Here is a 23,597-nt window from a genome sequence, read left to right as displayed (position 1 = left end):
CGCGCTAAGGCTAACCCTTAAAGTCGCGAGCCAGAAGATACAGTTCGACAGATTCCGCACGCGATGCTGGTGGTTTGATATGATGAACAGAACGGAATTTCTGTTTCAGCATTGCCAGCAGGTCGTTTTCAGTGCCGCCCTGGAATGTCTTGGTCAGGAAGTGGCCACCCGGCTTCAGCACAGATACCGCAAAGTCGGCCGCCACTTCACAAAGATGCACAGTGCGCAAATGGTCCGTACGGCGGTGACCGGTCGTCGGTGCTGCCATATCTGAGATCACCAGATCAGGCTTGTCACCGAGCGCTTCCATCAGCTTCTCTGGTGCCGTTTCATCGAGAAAGTCCATTTCCAGCAAAATAACGCCGGGCAGTGGATCAACATGCAGATAATCGATGCCGACAACTTGCGGGTTTTCATCCGTGGAACCGACAATCTTGGCAGCGATCTGCGACCAGCCGCCGGGTGCAGCACCCAGATCGATAATTTTCTGCCCCTTTTTCAAAAGATTATAGCGATCATTGATTTCAATCAGCTTGTAGGCCGCGCGCGAACGATAACCGTCCTGCTTTGATTTGTGCACATAAGGATCGTTCAGGTGACGCTCCAGCCAACGGCGCGAGGACTCCTTGATCGTTCCGGCTTTTTTCTTCACACGAACGCGAAGATTGCTTGTGCCAGCACCGCCGCGTCCGCCGGTTTTCGTGCCGCCTTTGTTTCCGCCTGCTTTGCTCATCTTCAATGCCTGTTTCTTACGTCGGTTTTACCGCCAGTTTTGGCAGTTTGGGCGCGGTTATGGCGCCAGGCACCGTCACGCGACATGAGTTCGGTCAATATGCCTTCGCGTAACCCGCGATCAGCAACGAGAAGTTTTTCACTCGGCCAGACATTGCGTATGGCGTCGAGAATTGCACAGCCTGCCAACACGAGATCGGCCCGGTCGGCACCAATACAAGGATTGGCGACCCGCGCGTCAAAATCCCATGACAACAGACGGCTTGTCATCTGTGTCACCTCATCTGATCCCATCCACATACCATCGACGCGACGTCGATCATAGCGCTCCAGTCCAAGATGGATGCCAGCGAGTGTGGTCACAGTGCCTGAGGTGCCGAGCAGGTGAAAACGCGAGCTTGCAGCAAGTTGGCCCAGACAATGGCGTTCGGCAAAACCAGAAAGCAATTCCGTAACGTGACCGACCATGGCGTCGAAGCTTTCCTGCGTGACGTTGCGTCCACCAAAGCGTTCAGCCAATGTGACAACGCCGACGGGCAGGGAAGTCCATGCCGTAATATGTTCGGCAAGACGCGGCGAACGGCGCTGGGATACATCGATCAGCGCGATTTCTGATGAACCGCCTCCAATATCGAAGAGCACAACTGCATCAGTCTCGCGTGTTACGAGCGTTCCACAACCGGAAACAGCGAGACGTGCTTCTGTCTGGCGATCAACGATTTCAAGTTCAAGTCCGGTTTCCTCGCGGACGCGCGCGAGAAATTCTTCGCCATTGGCTGCTGATCGGCAAGCTTCCGTTGCTATCAGGCGTGCGCGTCTGATTTTGCGAGATGCAAGCTTGTCGCGGCAGATTTTGAGCGCATCGATCGCGCGCTGCATAGCATGTTCGCTCAAAAGCCCCGATGAGCTGAGGCCTTCGCCGAGGCGAACAATGCGCGAAAATGCGTCTACCACGCGGAACTGACCGGGGCGCGTTGGCGAAGCGATCAGCAGGCGACAATTGTTGGTGCCGAGATCCAACGCTGCATAAAGCGGTGCTTCCTGCACATTGCTGCGCGGAGTAATGTGCGTTCCAGCCTGATTGCGCTTGGATTGCTGTGACTGCACCGGAGAACTATCTGAGCGAGGAGCTGCATTCTGCGCCTTCGCTACGTTGTCCAAATGCGAAGGCACACCGCTTTGCTGGCGAGCCTGCTTTTTCTTGCGGGCGCGGCGACGGCGATTCGATATTTTTCCGACAGGTTTGCCGTCGACCGATTTGGCATCCACGATGGGAGCCTCAGCAACGACCGGCTTTTGCGTATGCGTCTCCGTACCGCGAGAGACTTTCCCGCGATTGCGACGACGTGCACGCTTGCGTTGGCTTTGCGAGCCTTTGCTTTCCGTGTCTGAGCGTCCTGAATCGGAGGCATTGGGTGCCTTGCCGACTTCTGAAACGGCTTCCTTGCGCGGTTTGCGCTTGCCGTTCTCGGGCGGATTCCGGGTCTGTAGATTGCCCGTTTGTCCACCGGACGCCCCTTGATGCGCCATTCCTGCAGGGCGCTCCTCGGGGTTCTTCAAGGTTTTTATCCTTATGGCGCCGCGCGAACCTGAAAGGACGCAAGCAAGGCGCTTCAATTTTTACGTTGCCCTTAATGTAACAGCGCTTTGGGCATTTACCAAGGGGCAGGCAGGGAAGTGTCATTGGAAAATTCATAAAACAACGAACGAATTTAATAAGGCCCATATGATCGGGGGCTTTCGTTGTTCACGAAAGCCCCTGACCTTGGAATATAAGCTGTTCTGTTGAGTGTTAGATATCGTAACTATGCGCCGCGTTGATCGTGGCCACGAACTGTTTCGTGCGTTCACGCGCCGGATTGACGAAGACGTCGTGCGCACTGCCAGTCTCGATAATGTTGCCCGACTCCAGGAAAACGACATTTTGGGCGATCTTGGAAGCAAGACGTAAATCATGCGTCGCAATAACCATTGTCGTGCCTTCCTTGGCGAGTTTGCTCAGCACATCGACCACTTCGGATGCAAGCTCCGGATCAAGTGCCGATGTAGGTTCATCACACAGAAGCACTCGCGGCGAAGGCGCCAGTGCGCGCGCTATGGCGATACGCTGCTGCTGCCCACCGGAGAGGGTTGCAGGCCAGGCATCAGCCTTGTGCGCCATCCCGACCTTTGTGAGCAGTTCCATCGCCCGTTCCTGAGCCTTTGCCTTTGGCCATTTTAAAACAGTGATCAGGCCTTCCATGACGTTCTGGATAGCAGTCTGGTGCGGGAATAGCTGAAAATTCTGAAACACCATGCCGGTTTGGCGGCGGATCGACTGGATCGCCTGCCAGCTTGGCTTGCGATCCGGATCAAGCGTAATGCTTTGGCCGCCAAGAACCAAAGTGCCTGAAGTTGGAATCTCCAGCAGATTGATGCATCGCAACAAGGTGCTCTTGCCGCCGCCCGATGGGCCGACAAGTGCCGTAACCGTACCTTCGGCGATTTTCACATTGATATCATTAAGGATAACAACGTTATCGAAGCTTTTTACGATATTCTTCAGCTCAATCATGCGTTTGTCTCCAACGTTCCGCCGTAGCGTCTGAAGCGCTTTTCGAGCCGTGCCTGAAGATGAGACAGGATTGTGCTGAGCGCCAGATAGATCAGCGCTGCTTCGATATAGAGGATCAGAGGTTCATAGGTGGTTGCAACGATGCGCTGCGCGGACTGGAAAAGCTCTGGCACCGTAATTGCTGCGGCAAGCGAGGTGTCTTTTACCAGCGAGATAAAGGTGTTCGACAGCGGAGGAACAGCTGTGCGGGTGGCCTGTGGCAGAATGGTGCGGGTCAGTGCCTGACGCCAGCTCATGCCAATCGAATATGCAGCTTCCCATTGGCCTTTTGGCACTGAGGAGATGACCGCGCGAATGACTTCGGAACTGTAGGCGCCGACATTGAGCGAAAAGCCGATGACCGCAGCCGTAAAAGCATCGAGATAAATGCCGGCACTTGGCAGACCGTAAAAGATTACGAACAGCTGCACCAGCATAGGTGTGCCACGGAAAATCCATACGTAGAAGCGCGCGATGAGCGACACCCATACTGGCGCAAACAGGCGTACGAGTGCCGTGAGAAGCCCTAGGGACAGTCCGAAGATAAAGGACAGAATTGTAAGCGGGATGGTGAACATCAGCCCAGCCCAAAGCAGGGTGGGCAGGGAATCCGCCATGAGTTGAAGCCAATCGGGCACGTGTTCGGTCCTTAGATGGAAGATTCCTGAAATAGACGTTTGCTGGATTTCTATATAGCCACAACGAAAGGAAGCCGGAAACATGTTCCGGCTTCCAAAATTGCGATTATCCGAAACTTACTTGTACCCGATAATTATTTGGAGACGTCCTGACCGAAATATTTCTGCGAAATCTTGTCGTAGGTGCCGTCAGCCTTGATTTCATCAAGCGCCTTGTTGATTGCAGCGACCAGATCGTCATCACCCTTGCGGACGATGATGCCTGAAGCATCTGCATTTTCCTTCTCAGCAACGACCTTTACAGGTGCGTTCGGCTGCTGCTTCTTGAAATCAAGATAGGACAGACTGTCATTGAGCGTCGCATCGGCGCGTCCCGTCAGAACCAGCTGGATCGACTGATCGAAGCCATCGGTAGCGACCAGTTCTGCACCAGCTTCCTTGGCAATGCGGCCATAATTACTCGTCAGTGACTGAGCCGACTTCTTGTCCTTGAGGTCAGCAAAGTCTTTGATCGTATCGTTCTTGTCATTGACGATCAGAACAACCTTGGAAACGATGTAAGGGTTGGAGAAGTTGAACTTCTTCTGGCGTTCTTCGGTGATACCAACCTGATTGATGACAGCATCATAGCGCTTGGCATCAAGACCGGCGATAAGACCGTCCCACTTGCCTTCAACAAATTCAGGTTTCACGCCGAGCTTCTGAGCAACAGCTTCACCGATTTCCACGTCAAAACCGACAAGCTTGTTTTCCTTGTCGTGGAAGGTGAACGGTGCATAGGTGCCTTCTGTACCGATCTTCAGCACGCCTGCCGACTTGATGGCGTCGAGGTTTTCACCGGCCATTGCGGTCGAGAAGAGGGCTGCCTGGAGAACACCAACGGTGGCGAGGATTTTTGCGAACTTCATTTGTAAGGTCACCTGTAAAAATATTCGATGAGACGTAAAATACAGGAATTTAATTCTAATGAAGCGTCTAAAATCGCAGCCTTAGCGTATCTTGAAGAAATTATTTCTATTTTATTATCAATTACGGCAATCTGAATCCGTATATCGAGATTTGGCAATTTCTAGTTCTAAAATGTATCGCATTTTATCATATCCATGCGACACACTTTAGTTTTTTGTTTTTACGCATGTCTTTGTCCCAAAACCGGTTCCCACTTTTGGGAGACATGCTGAACCACAATGAAAAACGCCGCCTTTCGGCGGCGTTTTTTACATGATTGCTTTCGCTATCAGGCCTTACCAAAGCCACCGCCTGTTGGCGTCACGACGGTAAAGGCTTCACCTGCTTCCAGAACGGTCTGATCGCAATTGCCGAGCACCTCAACGGTGCCATCCTTGCGGCGCACTTCATTGCGTCCAGTCTGACCGGGCTCCCCGCCTTCCAGACCGAATGGTGCCACGCGGCGATGACCGGACAGGATTGCGAAATCGAGCGTCTTCAGTGCACGGATCGTGCGCTTGGTGCCATCGCCTGCATGCCACTTGCCTTTGCCGCCAGAGCTTTCACGGATATGGAAGTCTTCCAGCAGTACCGGGAAACGTGTTTCCAGAATCTCCGGATCGGTGAGGCGGGAATTGGTCATATGCGTATGGACCGCATCAGCACCATTGAAGCCCGGCCCGGCAGGGGCACCGGAGCAGATGGTTTCGTAATACTGATACTCGTCATTACCGAATGTCAGGTTATTCATGGTGCCTTGTGCTGCAGCCATGGCTTTGGTCGCGCCAAACAGACAGTTGGTTACGGCCTGACTGACTTCAACATTGCCTGCAACAACGGCTGCCGGGAAGCGTGGTGAGAGCATCGAGCCTTGCGGAACGATGATCTTGATCGGGCGCAAGCACCCGGCATTCATAGGAATGTCGCCCTCAACGAGCACGCGGAATACGTAAAGCACGGCGGCGCGTGTTACTGGTTCCGGCGCATTGAAGTTATCAGGACGTTGTTCAGAGGTGCCGGTGAAATCGACCGTTGCTTCGCGTTTATCACGGTCGATTGTGACGCGAACTTCGATCTGGCAACCCTGATCCATTTCGTAAGTGAAATGGCCGTCTGGCAGCTTGTCGAGAACGCGGCGCACACTTTCAGCCGCATTGTCCTGAACATGGCCCATATAGGCTTTGACGACATCTTCACCGAACAGGCCGATGATCTTTTTAAGTTCAGCCACGCCTTTTTCATTAGCGGCGATCTGCGCTTTCAGATCATTGACGTTCTGCGTGAGATTGCGCACCGGGTAGGTCGCGCCTGTCAGAAGTGCAGACAGAGCATCTTCGCGGAAAGTGCCGCGATCAACGAGCTTGAAGTTGTCTATATAGACACCTTCCTGCTCGATATTGACCGCCAGCGGCGACATTGAACCAGGCGCAATGCCGCCAATGTCGGCATGGTGGCCACGGCTCGCAACCCAGAACCGAATTTCACGATTTTCATCGTCAAACACTGGCGTGCAGACGGTCAAATCGGGCAGATGCGTTCCGCCATTGTAAGGCGCGTTGATCAGGAACACGTCGCCCGGCTTGATATCTTTGTTCTCACGGATAGCCGTTGCAACGGATGCATCCATGGAGCCCAAATGCACTGGCATGTGCGGCGCATTGGCGACCAGATTGCCTTCGGCATCAAACACGGCACAAGAGAAATCCAGACGTTCCTTGATGTTGACCGAATAGGCCGTGTTCTGGAGTGTCACCCCCATCTGTTCTGCAATCGACATGAAGAGATTGTTGAAAATCTCCAGCATGACTGGATCGGCTTCGGTGCCAATCGCCGTGCGTAAAGGCAGAGCTTTGATGCGCGTCAGAACGATGTGATCATGCTGGGTCAGGCGGGCCTGCCAACCATCTTCGACAACGATGGTCTGGTTCTTTTCGATGATGATCGCCGGGCCTGAAACGGTCTGGCCGCGCTGGATCTTCTCGCGAAGAACAACGCCTGCATCATGGAATTCACCATGTGAGAAAAAACGTGTGCGCTTTGCCGTTTCAGCCTCAAGGTCGCTTTCCAGAGGTAGGCTCGTTTCCGTTTCGCCTGCGCCGCCACCGACGGCTTCGACTTCAACCGCATCGATAACCAATGCCTTGTTTTCCGCAATGAATCCGAAACGGCGCTTATGTGCGATTTCAAATTCTGAACGTAAACGTTCGGCACTGTCCTCAGCAGGGAAGGTCGCTTCGATCGAAAGTACCGTGTCGGTGCCAGCATAGCGGATATGTGCACGCAGATGACGTTTGATGGCACCGGTTTCGATGCCTTGCGTTGTCAGTTCTGCAACACATTCCTGTGCCAGTTCTTCACCAAGACTATTGAGTGCCGCTGGTGCAGAAGCATCAAGTGATACGCCAAGCGCCTTCTGGCGTGTGGCGCGAATATCCGCCAAGCCCATGCCGTAAGCGGAAAGCAGACCCGACATTGGATGAAGAAGGATGTTCTTCATGCCGAGTGCATCGGCAACGAGGCAGGCATGCTGCCCGCCGGCACCACCAAAGCAGCTCAATGCATAGCGGGTAACATCGTAGCCGCGCTGGACGGAGATTTTCTTGATCGCCTCGACCATGTTCGCAACAGCAATGCGAATGAAGCCGTCAGCAACCGATTCCGGCGATCGGTCGTCGCCAATTTCATCCGCAAGCGCGGTGAACAGCGTGCGAACACGTTCAACATCAAGCGGCTGGTTCTGCTCTGGTCCAAAAATCGCCGGGAAGTAGTCGGGGATCAATTTGCCAAGCATCACATTGGCGTCGGTTAAAGCAAGCGGTCCGCCGTTTCGATAGCAAGCAGGGCCGGGGTTCGCGCCTGCTGAATCTGGTCCAACACGGAAACGACCAGCATCATAATGCAGGATCGAGCCGCCGCCAGCCGCGACCGTATGGATCAGCATCATCGGCGCACGCACACGCACGCCTGCGACTTCCGTTTCAAATGCACGCTCGTATTCGCCATCAAAATGGGCAACGTCGGTTGATGTGCCGCCCATATCAAAGCCGATGACCTGCCCAAAACCCGCCGTCTCACCTGTGCGGGCGAGCCCCACGACGCCACCTGCAGGACCGGACAGGATTGCATCCTTCCCCTGAAAAAGATCGGCAGCGGTCAGGCCACCCGATGACATCATGAACATAACGCGAGCGCCGGTGCGTTCAACGTCGAGTTCATTGGAAACCTGTGCCACATAGCGGCGAAGAACAGGCGAAAGATAAGCATCGACCACGGTCGTATCGCCACGCCCAACCAGCTTGATCAAGGGAGAGACTTCATGGCTGACGGATACTTGTTCAAATCCGATTTCGCGCGCAATGCGAGCGATTTCAGCCTCATGCTCAGGAAATTTATAGGCATGCATGAGAGCAATCGCGATCGACTTATAGCCCTGTTCTTTAAGAGAACGCAGTGCTGCGGCTGCCTCGGCAGAATCAAGCGCTTTTTCAACAGTGCCGTCCGCATGGACGCGCTCATTGAGCTCGGTCACACTGTCATAAAGCGCTTCAGGCTTGATGATTTCGGTTGCAAAGATGTTTTTGCGTTCCTGATACCCGATGCGCAGAGCGTCGCGGAAGCCCTTGGTGGTGACAAGTGCCAGCCGCTCGCCCTTGCGCTCGAGAAGCGCATTTGTGGCAACAGTCGTGCCCATGCGCACTTCGCCAATCAGCCCGGCAGGGACCGGCTCGCCGGTCGTAAGACCAAGATGCATACGGATACCGTGGACGGCTGCATCCTTATAGGCTGAAGGGTTTTCGGAAAGAACCTTGCGTGCATGAAGAGTGCCCTGCGGGTCGCGTCCGATGACGTCGGTGAATGTGCCACCACGGTCGATCCAGAAGTCCCACACCCCGCTTCCCGTTCCGCTCATTCTTGGCTCCCTCATGCATGAAGACAGTGTATTTCGAAATCTTTTCAGAATTTCATACTCCCACTTTATTGACAAAATGTCGATAAGATGGTGACATAAAATTCACATAAATAAGGGAGCCGCAATAATGGGGAATAAGAGAGACTCGGAAGTGGCGGCAGAAATGCCCGCTGAGATGCGAGAGCAGGGCTTCGATGAAGTTTCACTGCCAAAGCATCTGCGTTCCGTTGCATCTCTCGGTCCTATTGTTTCTTCTGCCCATCTCGCTGAAGGTGGCTCACCCGGGATGTCTGAGGTTGAGTATGGCCTTATTCTGGCGTCGCACGCTTTCTCGCGCTGGATGGTTCGCTGCATGGCGGCAGCCGGTTTGCCAGGGCTTTCTCCAATCGAAGTGCTGATCCTGCATTCGATCCGTCATCGCGGACGGGAGAAGAAGCTCGCGGATATATGCCTCGTGCTCGATATAGAAGACACGCACATCGCGACTTATGCCATCCGCAAGCTGGAAAAAGCCGGGCTGCTGACAACCGGCAAGGCGTCTAAGGAAAAGACGGTCAAGATTACGGAAAAAGGCGCGGAGGCTTGCGCTCGCTATGCGCAAATCCGCGAACGTCTTCTGGTCGATTCCACAGCGAATGCCCGTCCATCTGAAGAGACACTATCTGAAGTCGCAGCGCTGCTGCGTTTCATGTCCGGTGCATTCAATCAGGCCACACGGTCTGCCATCACGTTGTAAGAGAGTTACGAGTTTGAACGGAACCGAGTTGAACTTATCTGTTTCAAAACCTCTGCTGACGGTCGAGGGCCTCAGTGTCGAATTCGGCTCGAGCCGGGTGGTCGATGATTTGAGCTTCTCCGTCGCGCCAGGGCGTACTTTGGCTGTCGTTGGTGAATCGGGCTCGGGCAAGTCGATCACGTCGCTTTCCATAATGCGGTTAGCTGACATGAGCGGTGCGAAATTTCCGTCCGGTCGCATTCTGTTCAACAGCCCGAATGGCGAACGCGATCTATTGAAGGCTGATCAGAAGGCGATGCGCGGTATTCGCGGTAAAGACATCGCGATGATCTTTCAGGAGCCGATGACGTCGCTCAATCCGGTGTTCACCATCGGAAATCAGCTTTCCGAAGTGCTGATGCTGCACGAGGGCATGTCGAAAGCCGCTTCTCTTGCGGAAGGCAAGCGCCTTTTGGAAATGGTGCGCCTGCCGGATGCAGAAGGGCTGCTCAAACGTTATCCGCATCAGCTTTCAGGCGGTATGCGCCAGCGTGTGATGATTGCCATGGCGCTCGCATGTCGTCCGAAGCTTCTGATTGCCGATGAACCAACAACGGCACTTGATGTCACCATTCAGGCTCAGATCCTGCATATTATTAAGGATTTGCAGAAAGAACTTGAAATGGCTGTCATTTTCATCACCCACGACATGGGCGTGGTGGCAGAAATGGCTGATGATGTCGTCGTCATGTGGAAGGGCAAAAAGGTTGAAGAGGGTCCGGTTGGGCGCATCTTTGAAGCGCCGCAGCACCCTTACACGCAGACGCTTTTGTCTGCCGTCCCCAAGCTCGGCAGCATGACAGGCGAAGCATTCCCCAAACGTATGCCGGTTATGATGATGCGCGATGGTGTTCCGGTTCTTTCCGGTGAAGAGCGCATTCAGGATACGGCGAGCTATAGTGATAAGCCGCTATTGGCTGTTGACGATCTTTACGTGCGCTTTCCGATCAAGAAAAACCTTTTCGGCAAAGTCACCCATGTCTGCAATGCCGTATCGAAAGTGAATTTCGATATCTATCCCGGCGAAACGCTGGCACTTGTCGGCGAGTCCGGTTCCGGTAAATCGACAATTGGGCGCACAATCCAGCAGCTGCAATCGCCGCTGGCTGGTGATATCCGTTTTAACGGAAAAGCCTATTCTGAAATGAGTTCTTCCGAGCGCTACGCAATGCGTCGTGAAGTTCAGTATATTTTTCAGGACCCGTTCGCATCGCTCGATCCGCGCAAGACGGTGGGCTTTTCCATTGCCGAGCCGATCCGCACTCACGGTCTTCTCGACAATAACAAGGCCATTAATGCACGCGTAGCCGAGTTGCTTGAGCGAGTAGGCCTCGGACCTGAACATGCATCGCGTTATCCGCATGAGTTTTCCGGCGGTCAGCGTCAGCGCATCTGCATTGCGCGTGCGCTTGCTTCAAAACCCAAGCTGATTATTGCGGATGAAGCGCTGTCTGCACTTGATGTCTCCATTCAGGCGCAGGTGATCAATCTGTTCATGGATCTGCAGAAGGAACATGGACTGGCCTATCTCTTCATCAGTCATGACATGGCTGTTGTTGAAAAGATGAGCCACCGCGTTGCTGTTCTGTATCTTGGTCAAATCATGGAACTCGGCTCGCGCAGGCAGGTTTTCGAGACGCCAACGCATCCTTATACGCAGCGCCTGTTATCGGCAGTGCCTGTCGCTGATCCTTCGGCCCGCACCGAACGCGCAGCACTGGAAGGTGAAATTCCAAGCACCACGCGCCGGATTGATGACAAGCCCACCATCTACAATCATCGCGAGGTTGCATCCGGGCATTTCGTCGCCGAAAGCACCTGAAGCATAAGAATTCAACAAAACCCAAAGGGGAAAAACAATGATAAGGAAAACACTTAAAGCCGTTCTCATGGCTTCCGCGCTGTCGGCGGCTGTGTTTGCATCCGCTCCGGCATTCGCCGCAGGCAAACTGACCATTTCATCGCCGCAGGACCCGGGCAGCTGGGACCCGATTGATACTTTCCTCGTCAACTGGGCGTCTGTTGCTACCAATATTTTCGACGGTTTGGTTTATCGCGGCCCTGATCTGAAAATCGTCCCGGGTTTGGCCACCTCGTGGGAAGAACTCGATGAAGGCAAGCGCATCCGCTTCACCTTGCGCGAAGGTGTCAAGTTTCATGATGGCGAGCCGTTCAATGCGGAAGCCGTGAAGTTCACTTTTGATCGTTTGCTTGGTGAGGAAGGCGCGAAAGGCCCGCAGCGTTCCAACTATATCGCAATCGAAAAGGTTGAAGTCATCGACGATAAAACAGTCGATTTTCACCTGAAGACACCGGACCCGGTTCTGATCACCAAGCTCGCCGGTTATGGCGCGATGATCGTTCCACCAAAATACATCACCGAAAAGGGTGACGACTATTTCAACACGCATCCGGTTGGTACAGGCCCATTCAAATTCGTGTCCTATGACCCGAAGGTCAACATTAAGCTCGAAGCATTCGCCGATCATTGGGGCGGTGCACCGAAGCTTTCGGAACTCGAATATCGCTTCATCACCGAGCCTTCGACCGCTGTTGCCGAACTTCAGGCCGGTCGCGTTGATCTCGTCATTCCGCCGACCATTCCGATCGGCATGATCCCTACAATTGAAGGCGATCCAAAGCTTGAACTTGTAACCGCTCCAGGGCCGACAGTTTATGCGCTGCGTTTCAACACCGCTGACGGTATCACCAAGGATGAACGCGTTCGCAAGGCACTCATCATGGCCGTGGACCGCGATGCGATCATTCAGTCTATCCTTGCCGGACAGGCCGAAGCGATTGCAAGTTTTCAGGGTGCTCTCTCGTTTGGTTTTGATCCAAACATGAAGCCACTGCCTTACGATCCTGAACAGGCTAAGAAGCTGCTTGAAGAAGCCGGCGTTCAGCCCGGTGCAACCGTTCAGATTGACGTGCGCGGTCAGGATGCGAGCTTCAATGAAGTGGCACAGGCAGTCGCAAGCTTCCTGCAGATGGTCGGCATCAATGCAACCATCAAGCCTTATGACACGAACGTTCTGCTCAACGACATTATCCCGCAGGGCAAGACCGGCGCGATGTTCCAGCAGGCCTGGGGTGGCTGGACCTTCGATTACGATAACACTGCTTACTCGATGTACCACTCGGGTGAAAAGTGGAACCCCTATGACAAGGACGAAAAGCTCGACAAGATGCTCGAAGCACAGCGTTCGGTTCTCGACCGCGGCGAACGTGAAAAGCTGCTTCAGGAGATCGCACATTACGCAGCTGATCGGGCTCTGGAAATGCCGCTTTACAACCTGAAGGCAATCTTCGGCGTGAACAAGCGCGTGAAGAACTTCGTTCCGGTTCCAGACAGCCGTCTGCGTCTGACTGACGTAACCGTCGAGTAGTAACTAATACGGCGAGCCGGTTATTATCGGCTTGCCGCAGCATTTCGGAGGCGCTCTGGTGGCCGGATTTCTCATAAAACGAATTTTGCAGGCGTTATTCGTGTTAATCGCGATGACGCTGCTCGTCGCATTTGCGATCCGCCTCACGGGCGATCCGGCATTGATGCTGACGCAGGGTGCGGGCAGTATTACAGAAGCCGATCTTGTGCGTATTCGCGAAGGGCTAGGCTTGAACCAGCCGTTCTTTGTGCAGTATTGGCAGTTCCTCAAGGGCCTGTTCACGCTGGATCTTGGGCGCAGCTTTCTTGGCGGCACTCAGGTGTCCGTTCTTGTGGGAAGCGCATTGCCTGCAACGCTGATGCTGGCCTTCGCGTCACTGTTCGTTTCTATCGTGATTTCGGTGCCGCTTGGCATCAAGGCCGCTGTTTCGCGTGGCAAATGGGCTGATCAGCTCATTCGTATCTGTTCGCTCGTTGGCCTGTCTTTCCCTAATTTCTGGCTCGCCACCATGCTGGTGCTGTTGTTCGGCATTTATCTGCAATGGCTGCCACCGAGCGGCATGGGCGGTGTCGCGAGCTTCGTAATGCCAGCGCTGACCATGGGCATCATTCTGACCGCAACCAATGTTCGTCTGGTGCGAACATCGATGCTCGAAACCCTGCAATCGCAGTATATTATGGTCGCCCGCGCCAAAGGCCTGAGCGAGAACAAGGTACTTTACAAGCACGCGTTGCGTAACTGCGCCATTCCACTCATCACCTATATAGGGCTTCAGTTTGGTGGACTTTTGGGCGGTATTGTTGTGGTGGAACGCGTGTTCAACTGGCCAGGCATGGGCACGCTTGCCTTTGAAGCCGTTGCCAGCCGCGATTATCCGGTCTTGCAGGCAACAATCGCAATTTTGTCGATGCTGATTATCGGCGTCAATCTTCTGGTGGACATCGCCTACGGCCTTGTCGATCCGCGCATTCGTACGGAGTAGAGCAAATGGCGACAAAAACATTGAGCCTCGCATACTCGCGCTTTGCAAGCCTGGAGTTTGTCGTCGGCTTTGCGCTGACCGGCGCAATCTGTCTTGCAGTGATTTTCTCCGGCTATCTCTTCCCAGCCGGTGCCAACAAGATCGATCTTCTGGCGCGTCTGACGCCGCCCTTCATAAATCCGGCCCATATTTTTGGCACCGATCCGCTCGGTCGTGATGTACTTGCACGAGTGGTCATCGGCGGCAAGATTTCGTTGTTCGTTGGCTTCGTGTCTGTGATCGGTTCAGTGATCATCGGCACGATCATGGGGCTGGTCGCCGGTTATTATCGCGGTTTCTGGGATATGGCGCTCATGCGCTTTGTCGATGTGCAGCTCGCAATGCCTTTCATCCTGCTTGCGATCACCTTCATGGCCATTCTTGGTGGTGGTCTGCTCAATACGATCATTCTTCTGATTGTCTCGCAATGCGTGCAATATGCACGATTGGTGCGTGGCTCCGTGCTGTCGCTGCGCGAACGTGAGTTCATCCTGTCGGCGCGTGCTATCGGGGTTAGGGATTGGCGCATCATTTTCCAGCATCTGCTGCCAAACCTGCTCGGACCGGTTATCGTTCTTATGACGCTGAATGTCGCCAACAATATCCTTCTTGAATCCAGCCTGACCTTCCTTGGCTTTGGTATTGATTCAACCATTCCAAGCTGGGGCGGAATGCTAGCCGATGGCCGCACCTATCTTCAGACTGCATGGTGGGTAAGCCTCTTCCCGGGCCTTGCCATTCTGTTCACGGTGCTTGGTCTCAATCTTCTCGGTGACTGGCTGCGTGATAGCCTTGATCCAACCGGCAGGACTTCGCGATGAGCGTGATTTTCGAGAAGACCTATCCGCGCTCAATCAATGTCCTGATCGAACGCTTTTCAAAGCCGGAAATGCGCGGCGCAAAACTAGAAGCTTGGTTGTTCGATGATCAGCCAAGCCGCTATGCTGCGGAAACGAAGCTTCGTGAGGCAGGGATCAATGCACATCTACGCTCAGCCTATAAGCCGCTTCTGCATTTTTTCCTTGAAGAAGTGGAAGGGCGCGCAGTTAAAGCAGCATCAATTCGCTATCCACGCCACGACAATTGCGTAGAAAATCGCTTTTTGCTGGAAACCTATCCGCTTTCGGCGCTTCTGCCTGATGCAAAAATCAGCTTCGCCGCCTCGGGCAAGGTCGATTTCTTCTATGAAGTTGATCTGACATTTGCCGATGGCCGTACTGAAAGCCACCGGGTCTTCGCGCCTAATCGCGTGCATGAAGATTTCATCGGCGAAACGCTTGTTTCACCAACCGGCTGGCTGATTGTCGACCATAAGGGCAGCGCAGAAAATGCGCGTTTTGAAACCGCTTATGAAAAGCTGTTTCATGATACGGTTTCGACTATTGCGGCCCATGACTGGGCCAGGGGCGAGCCTTATTTTGAAGAACTGAACATTTCAGTCAGCCTGCCGATCACGGATCGACGTCTTGCCCATGATGAGGAGGCGCTGAGTCTGACGGAAGCTCTGCACGAGGATATCTATTTCTCGCTGCTCGAAGTTTTCCAGAAAAAGTCCGGTCGTCCGGTCGGCGATCGTGGCTTGCAACCAGGTCAGATCGTACCGGAAGTTCGCTTCCGCGATGCCGAGCCAACAGTGAAAGTGGAAACGCGTCCACTTGCAACGGCAGACGCGCTGACTGCCGAGCAGGTTCTTGAAAATGCGCAAGCTCCGCTTTCCGCGGATCAAATCCGCCGTGAGATTGCAAAGCTTGGCGGTTCACCCTTTGAAGCGAAAGCCCGTTCGGGACGCAGCGTTCGCGCGACTTTTGTCAAAGGCAGCGATGCGCCAATGATGATCAGTGCCGGTCAACATGCCAATGAAACCACAGGTGTTGTCGGTGCATTGCGTGCAGCAAATCGTCTTGCTGCGCGCAACGGGGCGCATTTCACGATTTCTCCGCAGGAAAACCCGGACGGTTATGAAATCCACAAGCGTCTCTGTGTGTTGCAGCCGCATCATATGCATCATGCGTCGCGCTATACGGCTTTGGGCGATGATCTGGAATATCGTAGCGGCGAGGGTCTATTTGAGAAAGCAATCCGTGTAGAAGCGGAAGCGCTCACGAATGCGAAGCTTCATGTCAATCTGCATGGTTATCCATCGCATGAATGGACGCGACCGCTGTCGGGCTATGTGCCGCGATCCTTTGCAATGTGGACGCTGCCAAAGGGCTTCTTCCTGATTATCCGCCACCATGCGTCATGGGAAAAAGAAGCCGAACAGCTTATGGATCACGTGACCAGGCATCTTGGCGCGATCGACGGTCTTCTTGATTATAACGATGCGCAGATCAAGCTTTTCGAGCAACATGCAGGCGAAACGGGCTTCCGGATCATAAACGGATTTCCGTGCATGGTCGGTGTTGATGATCGTCATACGGTGCCATTGACACTGATCACCGAATATCCGGACGAAACCATCTATGGCGATGCCTTTGTCAAAGGTCATACGGCGCAGATGGAAACCGTTCTTTCAGCTTATGATGCCTTGCAACTCTTGTTGCCGAGCACACCGGTTGCGTAATTAAAGATAATAGATCCCAATACGATTGCCGCCGATCATTTCGACGGCAATCTCCATCTCGTAAATATCGCGCAGAATGTCCGGCTGAATGAGTTTTTCCGGTGATCCCTGATGCACGACCTTGCCCTTACGCATGGCAACAATATGGTCGGAATAGCAGGACGCGAAATTGATGTCGTGCAACACCAGAACGATAGTCTTGCCCAGTTCATCGGCCGCGCGCCGCAACAGCTTCATCATTGAAGCTGAATGCTTCATATCAAGATTGTTAAGCGGCTCATCCAGCAGGACGTAATCTGTGTTCTGGCAGAGAACCATTGCCACAAAAGCGCGTTGGCGCTGCCCGCCTGATAATTCGTCCAGAAAACGGGAGCCAAGGTCTTCAAGGCCGAGATATCCTATTGCCTGATCGACATGGTTGAGGTCTTCGCGTGTTGGCCGTCCCTTGGAGTGCGGATAGCGTCCGAAAGTCACGAGATCGCGTACGGTAAGGCGCGAATTAATAGCGTTTTCCTGTCTCAGGATCGAAAGGCGTTTTGCCAGCACGTCGCCCGGTGTGGTTGAAACGTCGAGTCCGTCTACGGTCACACGGCCCGTGTCCATTGGGAGCAGACGACTGACCATCGAAAGCAAAGTAGATTTTCCAGCGCCATTAGGCCCGATGATCGATGTAATCCCGCGTGCGGGCAATTGCAGTGTTACGTCATCGACGACGATTGCATCGCTGTAGGATTTGCTGACTTGGCTTATTTCGATCAACGTGCGTTCCCCCTGACGAGAAGGATGATAAAGACGAGGCCGCCCAGAAACTCGATGATGACACTGAGCGCAGTATTGAATGAGAAAATGCGCTCTAGAATGGTTTGGCCGCCGACAATGCACAGGATTGCAAGCAAAACGGCGATGGGCAACACCACGCGATGCTTTGATGTACCTGCGATCATGTAAGCAAGATTGGCGACCAAAAGGCCGAAGAAGGTTATCGGTCCGACAAGGGCAGTTGAAACCGAAACCAGGATTGTGACGATCAGCAGAATACGATGCACAACACGACTATGATCAACGCCAAGATTGATTGCGGGATCACGGCCAAGCGACAAAACATCGAAGACATTGAGGAAACGCAGACCGTAAAGCGTGACAGCCGCCACGATGATTGCCGCAAGCAGCAGAATGTCTGCGTTGACACTGTTGAAGCTCGCAAAGAAACGGTCCTGAAGTATCGCAAATTCGTTGGGGTCGATCATGCGCTGCATGAGGTTCGACAGACTTCGGAAAAAGACGCCGAACACAATGCCGACGAGCATGACGAGATGCAGACTGCGTGCCGCACCAGAAAACAGCCACGCATAAAGCGTGCTGGCAAAAACCACCATGATTGCCGTTTCTGCAAAGAAGCGGGCATTGGGTCCGACCCCGTTCACATGGATAGCGCCAAACGCAAAGACTGCCAATGTCTGGATCAGAATATAAAGCGCATCAAAGCCCATGATGGAGGGCGTGAGAATGCGATTGTTCGTAACGGTCTGAAACAGCACCGTTGAGACTGCAATCGAATAGGCAACCAGCACCATGGCTGCAAGCTTGGTGCCGCGGAAGGTAAGGATGAAAGACCAGCTGCCTTTTGCACCTAACGTCATGAAGGCTGCGCAGGAAACAATGACGAGGATTGCGAGAAGCGTGATGATGAAGCCGGGACGTTTAAGCAAGGCGTGATCCCCGGCGCAAAAGCAGATAGAGGAAGATCGCACTGCCAACGACGCCCATCATCGTACCGATAGGGATTTCATAGGGAAAGCGGATCAGGCGCCCGACGATATCGCAGGCAAGCACAAGGCCCGCGCCCAGTACTGCTACCCATGGCACGGCACGGCGCATATTATCGCCAATGAACATGCTGACCACGTTGGGCACGATAAGGCCCAGAAACGGGATCATGCCAACCGTTACAACCACGCAAGCACTGACCATCGAAACGATAACGAGCCCGAGCGTTACGACGCGGCGATAGTTGAGGCCGAGATTGGTAGTGAAATCTTCGCCCATACCAGCAACTGTGAAACGATCCGCTGCAATATAGGCAATGACAGTCAGGAAGAAGGAAAGCCACAGCAATTCATAGCGCCCACGTAGAACACCGGAGAAGTCGCCGGTGGTCCATGAATTGAGTGCCTGCAACAGATCATAACGATAGGCAATGAAGGTAGTTACCGCACTGATCACACCGCCCAGCATGATGCCGACGAGCGGCACCACGAGAACTGAACGAAGCGGAATACTGCGTAAGATTCTTAGAAAAAGGGCAGTGCCTGCAAGAGCGGTGATGGATGCCACCAGCATCTTACCGAAAACCGGTGTGTCAGGTGCAAACAGAATGACCAGCAGAATACCGAGGCTTGCTGATTCAACCGTGCCAGCTGTTGAGGGTTCGACAAATCGATTGCGGGTGAGCATCTGCATGATCATGCCAGCCACAGCCATCGACATGCCGGCAAGAATGATCGCGAGCGTGCGCGGTATGCGGCTGATCAACAACACTTCTGCTGCGCGATCAGTGCTATTTGCACCAAACAGTGTGCTGAGCGATACATCGCTGACGCCGATAAACAGGCTGATAAAAGCCAATATGACGACAACAATTATAGCTGCGGCGAGTGCCTTCACGCTCAATTCCTGCATTCATGCCTTGTCAGTCGGGCTGTCCCGACTGACTGGGTCAAACATTATTATTTTGCTTTGTCGAAAGCCGCCGAAAGCTGTTGGATCGTGTTGTGCAGAGCGCCCAGACCACCGCCGACCAAATACCAGTTCTGGGCGTTCAGATAGACGACCTGATCGTTCTTCCAGGCGTTTGTCTGACGCACGAGTTCATTGTCGAGCAACTGCTTGGCGGATGTGCCTTCACGACCAATGGCTGCATCACGGTCGAGCACAAAAAGCCAGTCCGGATTGGTCTCAAGAATGAATTCCGAGCTGATTGGCTGACCATGATTGCCAACGGAAAGGTCAGGGGCAGCCGGTTCAACACCAAAGCTGTCATGTAGAACGCCGAAACGGGAACCCGGACCATAGGCGCTGATCTTGCCACCAGACGTCAGGATCATCAGACCCTTACCTTTGCCCTTGGCCTTTTCTTTCAGCGCTGCGAGTTCGCTGTTGAGCTTTTCAACTTCTGCCTTGGCTTCCGTTTCCTTGCCGAAAATCTGCCCAAGCTTTTCGATATTGGCTTCGGTGCCGGAAATGAATTCCTTGGCAGGAACGGTAAGATCGATTGTCGGGGCAATTTTCGCGAGTTCACCATATTTTGCAGCCGAGCGACCACCTACGATGACGAGGTCGGGTTCCGCGGCATTGACGGCTTCGTAATCTGGCTCAAAAAGCGTGCCTACTTTGGTGTAATCAGCACTGTCATATTTTTTGAGATATTCCGGGAACGCGATGCTACCGGGAACGCCGATGATCTTCACACCAAGGCGGTCAAGATTGTCGAGCGTCGCAAAATCAAACACAACGACTTTCTGAGGATTGGTCGCAACCGTCGTTTCACCTTGCGCATGTTTGACCGCCACATCAGCAGCGTTAGCACCGGAGGCGAGGGTGGTCACAACAAGTGCTGCGCCGCATAGACGGGAAAAGTGTTGGCTGAATTTCAGCATGGCGTTCAATCCTTTCGTCAATCTTGTGCTTTATAGTCCGGTTTTCTTCCAGTCAAAGCCGGAAGACCATAATTCAGTTGTTTTGTTCGTCTGGGCTCTCATTGAGGAGGATGAATTTAAGGCTGTCCTCGACCGTGAGCGGGATCATCGAACCGTGGCTTTCATTTTCGAAGCGACGATAGGCGACCTCAAAGCTCGGCAGTTGTTTCAACTCGGTTTGAATATCTGCACCTGATGGTCCACCGCGCAGCTTCTTCAGGCGCTCAGTATCTTCCTGTGACTGGCCCGGACGTTCGCTGCGTTTACCGGAGGATTCGATCAAAAGCCGCATCGGTTTCGGATTGGCTTTGAAGCCTTCCACAAACCGATCCTTATCGGCAAGAATGGAGCGGCCGTTCCACCAGATCGATGGGTCGGCGGCGGCGTAAGTCTGAAATGAATCCGGGTGATTGAAGAGCGCGTAAAGCGTGAAAAGACCGCCAAGCGAGTGGCCGAACAGAGCCTGCTTGTTCTTGTCGATAGCAAAACGTTTTTCGATTTCAGCTTTAACCTGATAATCAATAAAATCGAAGAACGCATCACGACCGCCAGTTTTCGGGATATTGGTCTGAACAGGGATCAAATCATCTGGCGTCGGAGGCGTGAGATCGAAATAGCGCAGGCGAACAATCTCATCCTTGTCTTCAGTCGGATAGCCTATGCCGACAAAAACAGCGTTTAGTTTGGGATTTTCTTCCATCAGCTTTGCTGCAATTGGCAGCATTCGATTGCCATCAGTCATATAGACAATGGGAAAGCCATTGGCAGGCGCTTTATCTGCCGGAGCAGCAACGAGAATCCGATAGTCGATGCCGTTTGCTTGCATGTCAAAGGAGTCGACTTGTGGCTTTCCAGCATGTGCAGAGGCGCTCATGAGAATGCTTCCGAACATAAGGCAAACCTTCAAAAATACGTTCTTTGTCTTGCTCACAAGAGCATCCATTCCATAAAGAAATGACGCCAGCCAGGAGCAGCTGACGTCATAAAGTGTGTTAGAAGCGCGAGGTCATGCCGAGCCAGAGACGACGGCCTTCAACCACGTTATTGGTTTCATCCACAGTGACCTTCTTGTCGAAGATGTTGTAGACGGCGGCGTTGAGCGTCACGTTCTCGCTGAACTCATAAGAGCCGCCGAAGTCGACAGTGGCATAGCCCTTATATTTGCGGGCGATGACCTGACCTCTGCTATTATAAGCATAAGGCTCACCAAGGGTGCCGATGCGCAGGCCAGCGTTGATCTCCGGGCCGTGATAATTACCAGCCGCCCATGCAGTCAAACCATCGACTGGTGTTTCCCAATCAGCGCGGATGTTTGCCATGTGCTTTGGCGTGCGGGCCAGCGGCAGGCCAGCATATTCGCCGGTCTTCTGTTCAGAGTCGGTATAGGTATAGCTACCGCGAAGTTTAATCGTGTCGGTCGCCTCCCAATCCGCTGTCAGTTCTACACCCTGAATAACAGCTTCATCGATGTTGTAGCTGTAATAGAGGACGTAGTTTGGATCCTGAGCCCAGCGAAGTGGCTGACCTGTGATTGGGTCATATTGAATGTTGCTGGCGATCTTGTCCTTGAAGTCGGTGTAGAAGTAGGTCGCACCGAGACGCAAACCCTGCTGGTTATCCCAGAGCGCACTGGCTTCGTAGCTGGTGCTCTTTTCTGGCTGCAGATTTGGATCCCCAATGATGACGCCACAATTACCGGTCGGACCATAGGTACAATTGCCACCGCCCGTGGTGTAAGCGTAGCCCGGCGCGATCGTGCGAATTTCAGGGGCTCGGAAGCCGGTTGAGATACCGCCCTTAAGGGTCAACTGGTCGGTAGCATGCCACACGGCATACCCACGCGGGCTCCAATGCGAACCGTAGATTTCATGGTGATCCATTCGCAGACCACCGGTCAGGGCGAAGTCTGGCGTAATCCACCATTCATCTTCCGCGAAAAGTGCCCACTGCTTGATCGTGAACTGTTCATCCAGACCGGAGCGGTTGCCGGGATTCTGGTCAGTCAGTGTGGCGTCAATAAACTGGCCGCCCGTCACGAGCGTATGGTTGCCATAGAGTTCAAACGGTGTTGTGAACTTTCCGTCGAGGGTGGAGTTGCGGATATGCGGAGAACGCAGGTTCTCGACAAACTCACCTCTGGCGGTGTTCCAGTTGTAGTTCGTTCTTTGAGCAGTTTCCTGCATGAAAGAGAACTCTGAAGTCGTTGGGCCCCAGCGGCCTGTATGGCTGATCGACCAATGATTACGGTCATTGTAGTTATAGGAGTCGAGCGGCGCTGTGCTACCTGTTGCAACCGGATTGATCGTATTGCCAACGGTCGAGTCGCGACGCAAACTTGCTCTGCCGGCTTCAAACTGAATGTCATGATCAGCATTCGGCGTAATTGTGACGCGGCCGGTGATATCGATATCGCGTTGCTCAGGCGTGCCGCTGATGATGCTGTCTTCCTGACGCTTCAGACCTCGCCCCCAAAGCTGCACACCAACCAGATTGGGTACGAGAGGCCCAGTCATATAGTAAGAACCCTGAACCGAATTGCCGAATTTCGAGTGCTGCTGCACCGTGGTGTCGAAACTCAGTGAGCCGCTCCACTTGTCCGAAACCTTCTTGGTGATGACGTTGATGACGCCGCCCATCGCATCTGAACCATAAAGCGATGACATTGGGCCACGAATAACTTCGATGCGCTCAATAGCATTTGCTGGCGGCAGGAAGCTCTGTTCAAAGCCAGAATTGCCGTTGGTGCGGGCATCACGTGTGCTCTGACGCTTTCCGTCAACGAGAATGAGCGTATAGCTGCCCGGAAGACCGCGGATGAAAATATCCCGTTCTGCTGCAGCCCCCGTCACAGCAACACCCTGAACATCACGCAAGGCATCGCCAAGATCGCGATAGGAGCCTCTTTCCAGCTCTTCACCCGGCACGACTGAAATGCTTGCGGGCGCGTCGGTTATGTTCTGTTCAAAGCCAGTTGCAGAAACCACGATCTGGTTGAGTTTGATGCTGCCGTCGTTGCTTACTTGTTCCGCAGCTTGCGCTTCGGCCTGTTTCTTTTTCGCGGCTTCTTCTGCCGTAGTTGTCTGTGCAAAAGAAACGGTTCCACTCAGAATGAGTGCGGTCGAAAGGCATGTGCCCGCAAGAATGGCTTTGGCAAAAAGCGATTTGCTGGCCAATTGCCTGTTCTGCGTACCATCGGCGCGCAATCCCCGAAACAAGCTGGTCATAAATGTTACCCTTAAAGTTGAGTTTTCAGCTCTCCTTATGTATGGCAATAAGATGACGTCAACGGTCATCTTTTATAACGATTCCAAGTTTCATAAAACGCAACTGAAC

18 protein-coding genes are annotated in these 23,597 nt (G+C 53.4%); 6 read left to right on the top strand and 12 right to left on the bottom strand.

What is annotated here, in order from left to right; genetic code table 11:
* Positions 1–10 precede the first annotated feature (10 nt).
* From ACSME1_RS17880 to ACSME1_RS17855, 6 genes are all read right to left on the bottom strand, one after another.
* A complete protein-coding gene (locus ACSME1_RS17880) occupies positions 11–733 on the bottom strand; it encodes an RlmE family RNA methyltransferase (RefSeq protein WP_094539123.1) in 723 nt (240 codons plus the stop codon).
* Positions 734–735: 2 nt separating this feature from the next.
* Positions 736–2,292 carry a Ppx/GppA phosphatase family protein gene (locus ACSME1_RS17875; RefSeq protein WP_435655116.1) on the bottom strand — a complete coding sequence of 519 codons (1,557 nt, stop codon included), beginning with the start codon at positions 2,290–2,292 and terminating at the stop codon, positions 736–738.
* A 232-nt stretch (positions 2,293–2,524) separates the two neighbouring features.
* On the bottom strand, positions 2,525–3,286 hold the full coding sequence (locus ACSME1_RS17870; RefSeq protein WP_128093833.1) for an amino acid ABC transporter ATP-binding protein: 762 nt from the start codon (positions 3,284–3,286) through the stop codon (positions 2,525–2,527).
* Positions 3,283–3,963 carry an amino acid ABC transporter permease gene (locus ACSME1_RS17865; RefSeq protein ID WP_024896306.1) on the bottom strand — a complete coding sequence of 227 codons (681 nt, stop codon included), beginning with the start codon at positions 3,961–3,963 and terminating at the stop codon, positions 3,283–3,285. Before ACSME1_RS17865 ends, ACSME1_RS17870 begins: the two co-directional genes overlap by 4 nt.
* Positions 3,964–4,097: 134 nt before the next feature.
* A complete protein-coding gene (locus tag ACSME1_RS17860; protein ID WP_024896305.1) occupies positions 4,098–4,871 on the bottom strand; it encodes an amino acid ABC transporter substrate-binding protein in 774 nt (257 codons plus the stop codon).
* A gap of 329 nt (positions 4,872–5,200) precedes the next feature.
* Positions 5,201–8,836 carry a hydantoinase B/oxoprolinase family protein gene (locus ACSME1_RS17855; protein WP_435655115.1) on the bottom strand — a complete coding sequence of 1,212 codons (3,636 nt, stop codon included), beginning with the start codon at positions 8,834–8,836 and terminating at the stop codon, positions 5,201–5,203.
* A gap of 112 nt (positions 8,837–8,948) precedes the next feature.
* On the opposite strand from ACSME1_RS17855, the gene ACSME1_RS17850 reads away from it, so the two are divergent.
* From ACSME1_RS17850 to ACSME1_RS17825, 6 genes are read left to right on the top strand one after another with little or no spacing between them, the layout of a single operon-like run.
* Positions 8,949–9,557, top strand: coding sequence for a winged helix DNA-binding protein (locus ACSME1_RS17850; protein ID WP_024896303.1), 609 nt, complete (start codon positions 8,949–8,951; stop codon positions 9,555–9,557).
* Positions 9,558–9,570: 13 nt separating this feature from the next.
* Positions 9,571–11,418: an ABC transporter ATP-binding protein gene (locus ACSME1_RS17845; protein ID WP_435655114.1), complete on the top strand. Its 1,848-nt coding sequence runs from the start codon at positions 9,571–9,573 to the stop codon at positions 11,416–11,418.
* A gap of 37 nt (positions 11,419–11,455) precedes the next feature.
* Entirely contained in the window at positions 11,456–12,985 is a 1,530-nt protein-coding gene (locus ACSME1_RS17840) for an ABC transporter substrate-binding protein (protein ID WP_024896301.1), read from the top strand.
* Between the two features lie 58 nt (positions 12,986–13,043).
* Entirely contained in the window at positions 13,044–13,967 is a 924-nt protein-coding gene (locus ACSME1_RS17835; protein ID WP_024896300.1) for an ABC transporter permease, read from the top strand.
* A gap of 5 nt (positions 13,968–13,972) precedes the next feature.
* On the top strand, positions 13,973–14,827 hold the full coding sequence (locus ACSME1_RS17830; protein WP_024896299.1) for an ABC transporter permease: 855 nt from the start codon (positions 13,973–13,975) through the stop codon (positions 14,825–14,827).
* Entirely contained in the window at positions 14,824–16,569 is a 1,746-nt protein-coding gene (locus ACSME1_RS17825) for a peptidase M14 (protein WP_435655113.1), read from the top strand. The genes ACSME1_RS17830 and ACSME1_RS17825 overlap by 4 nt, the downstream gene beginning before the upstream one ends.
* Here ACSME1_RS17825 and ACSME1_RS17820 read toward each other — a convergent pair whose 3' ends face one another.
* The 6 genes from ACSME1_RS17820 to ACSME1_RS17795 all read right to left on the bottom strand — a co-directional run bounded on the left by ACSME1_RS17820 (position 16,570) and on the right by ACSME1_RS17795 (position 23,488).
* Positions 16,570–17,328, bottom strand: coding sequence for an iron ABC transporter ATP-binding protein (locus ACSME1_RS17820; protein ID WP_094539131.1), 759 nt, complete (start codon positions 17,326–17,328; stop codon positions 16,570–16,572).
* Positions 17,325–18,278, bottom strand: coding sequence for an iron chelate uptake ABC transporter family permease subunit (locus ACSME1_RS17815; protein ID WP_435655112.1), 954 nt, complete (start codon positions 18,276–18,278; stop codon positions 17,325–17,327). Before ACSME1_RS17815 ends, ACSME1_RS17820 begins: the two co-directional genes overlap by 4 nt.
* Positions 18,271–19,233, bottom strand: coding sequence for an ABC transporter permease (locus ACSME1_RS17810; RefSeq protein WP_105706446.1), 963 nt, complete (start codon positions 19,231–19,233; stop codon positions 18,271–18,273). Before ACSME1_RS17810 ends, ACSME1_RS17815 begins: the two co-directional genes overlap by 8 nt.
* A gap of 62 nt (positions 19,234–19,295) precedes the next feature.
* Positions 19,296–20,225 (bottom strand): siderophore ABC transporter substrate-binding protein, encoded by a 930-nt coding sequence (locus ACSME1_RS17805; protein WP_435655111.1) that lies wholly within the window; start codon positions 20,223–20,225, stop codon positions 19,296–19,298.
* 73 nt (positions 20,226–20,298) lie between these two features.
* Positions 20,299–21,138, bottom strand: coding sequence for an alpha/beta hydrolase (locus ACSME1_RS17800; RefSeq protein ID WP_435655110.1), 840 nt, complete (start codon positions 21,136–21,138; stop codon positions 20,299–20,301).
* Between the two features lie 118 nt (positions 21,139–21,256).
* Positions 21,257–23,488, bottom strand: coding sequence for a TonB-dependent receptor domain-containing protein (locus tag ACSME1_RS17795; RefSeq protein ID WP_235822379.1), 2,232 nt, complete (start codon positions 23,486–23,488; stop codon positions 21,257–21,259).
* Between the last annotated feature and the right edge of the window lie 109 nt (positions 23,489–23,597).

Origin of the sequence: Brucella pituitosa (assembly GCF_965577835.1) — a bacterium.
GTDB classification, from domain to species: Bacteria; Pseudomonadota; Alphaproteobacteria; order Rhizobiales; family Rhizobiaceae; genus Brucella; species Brucella pituitosa.
Note: the sequence above shows the minus strand (reverse complement) of the source record. Positions and strands in the feature narration are given on the sequence as shown.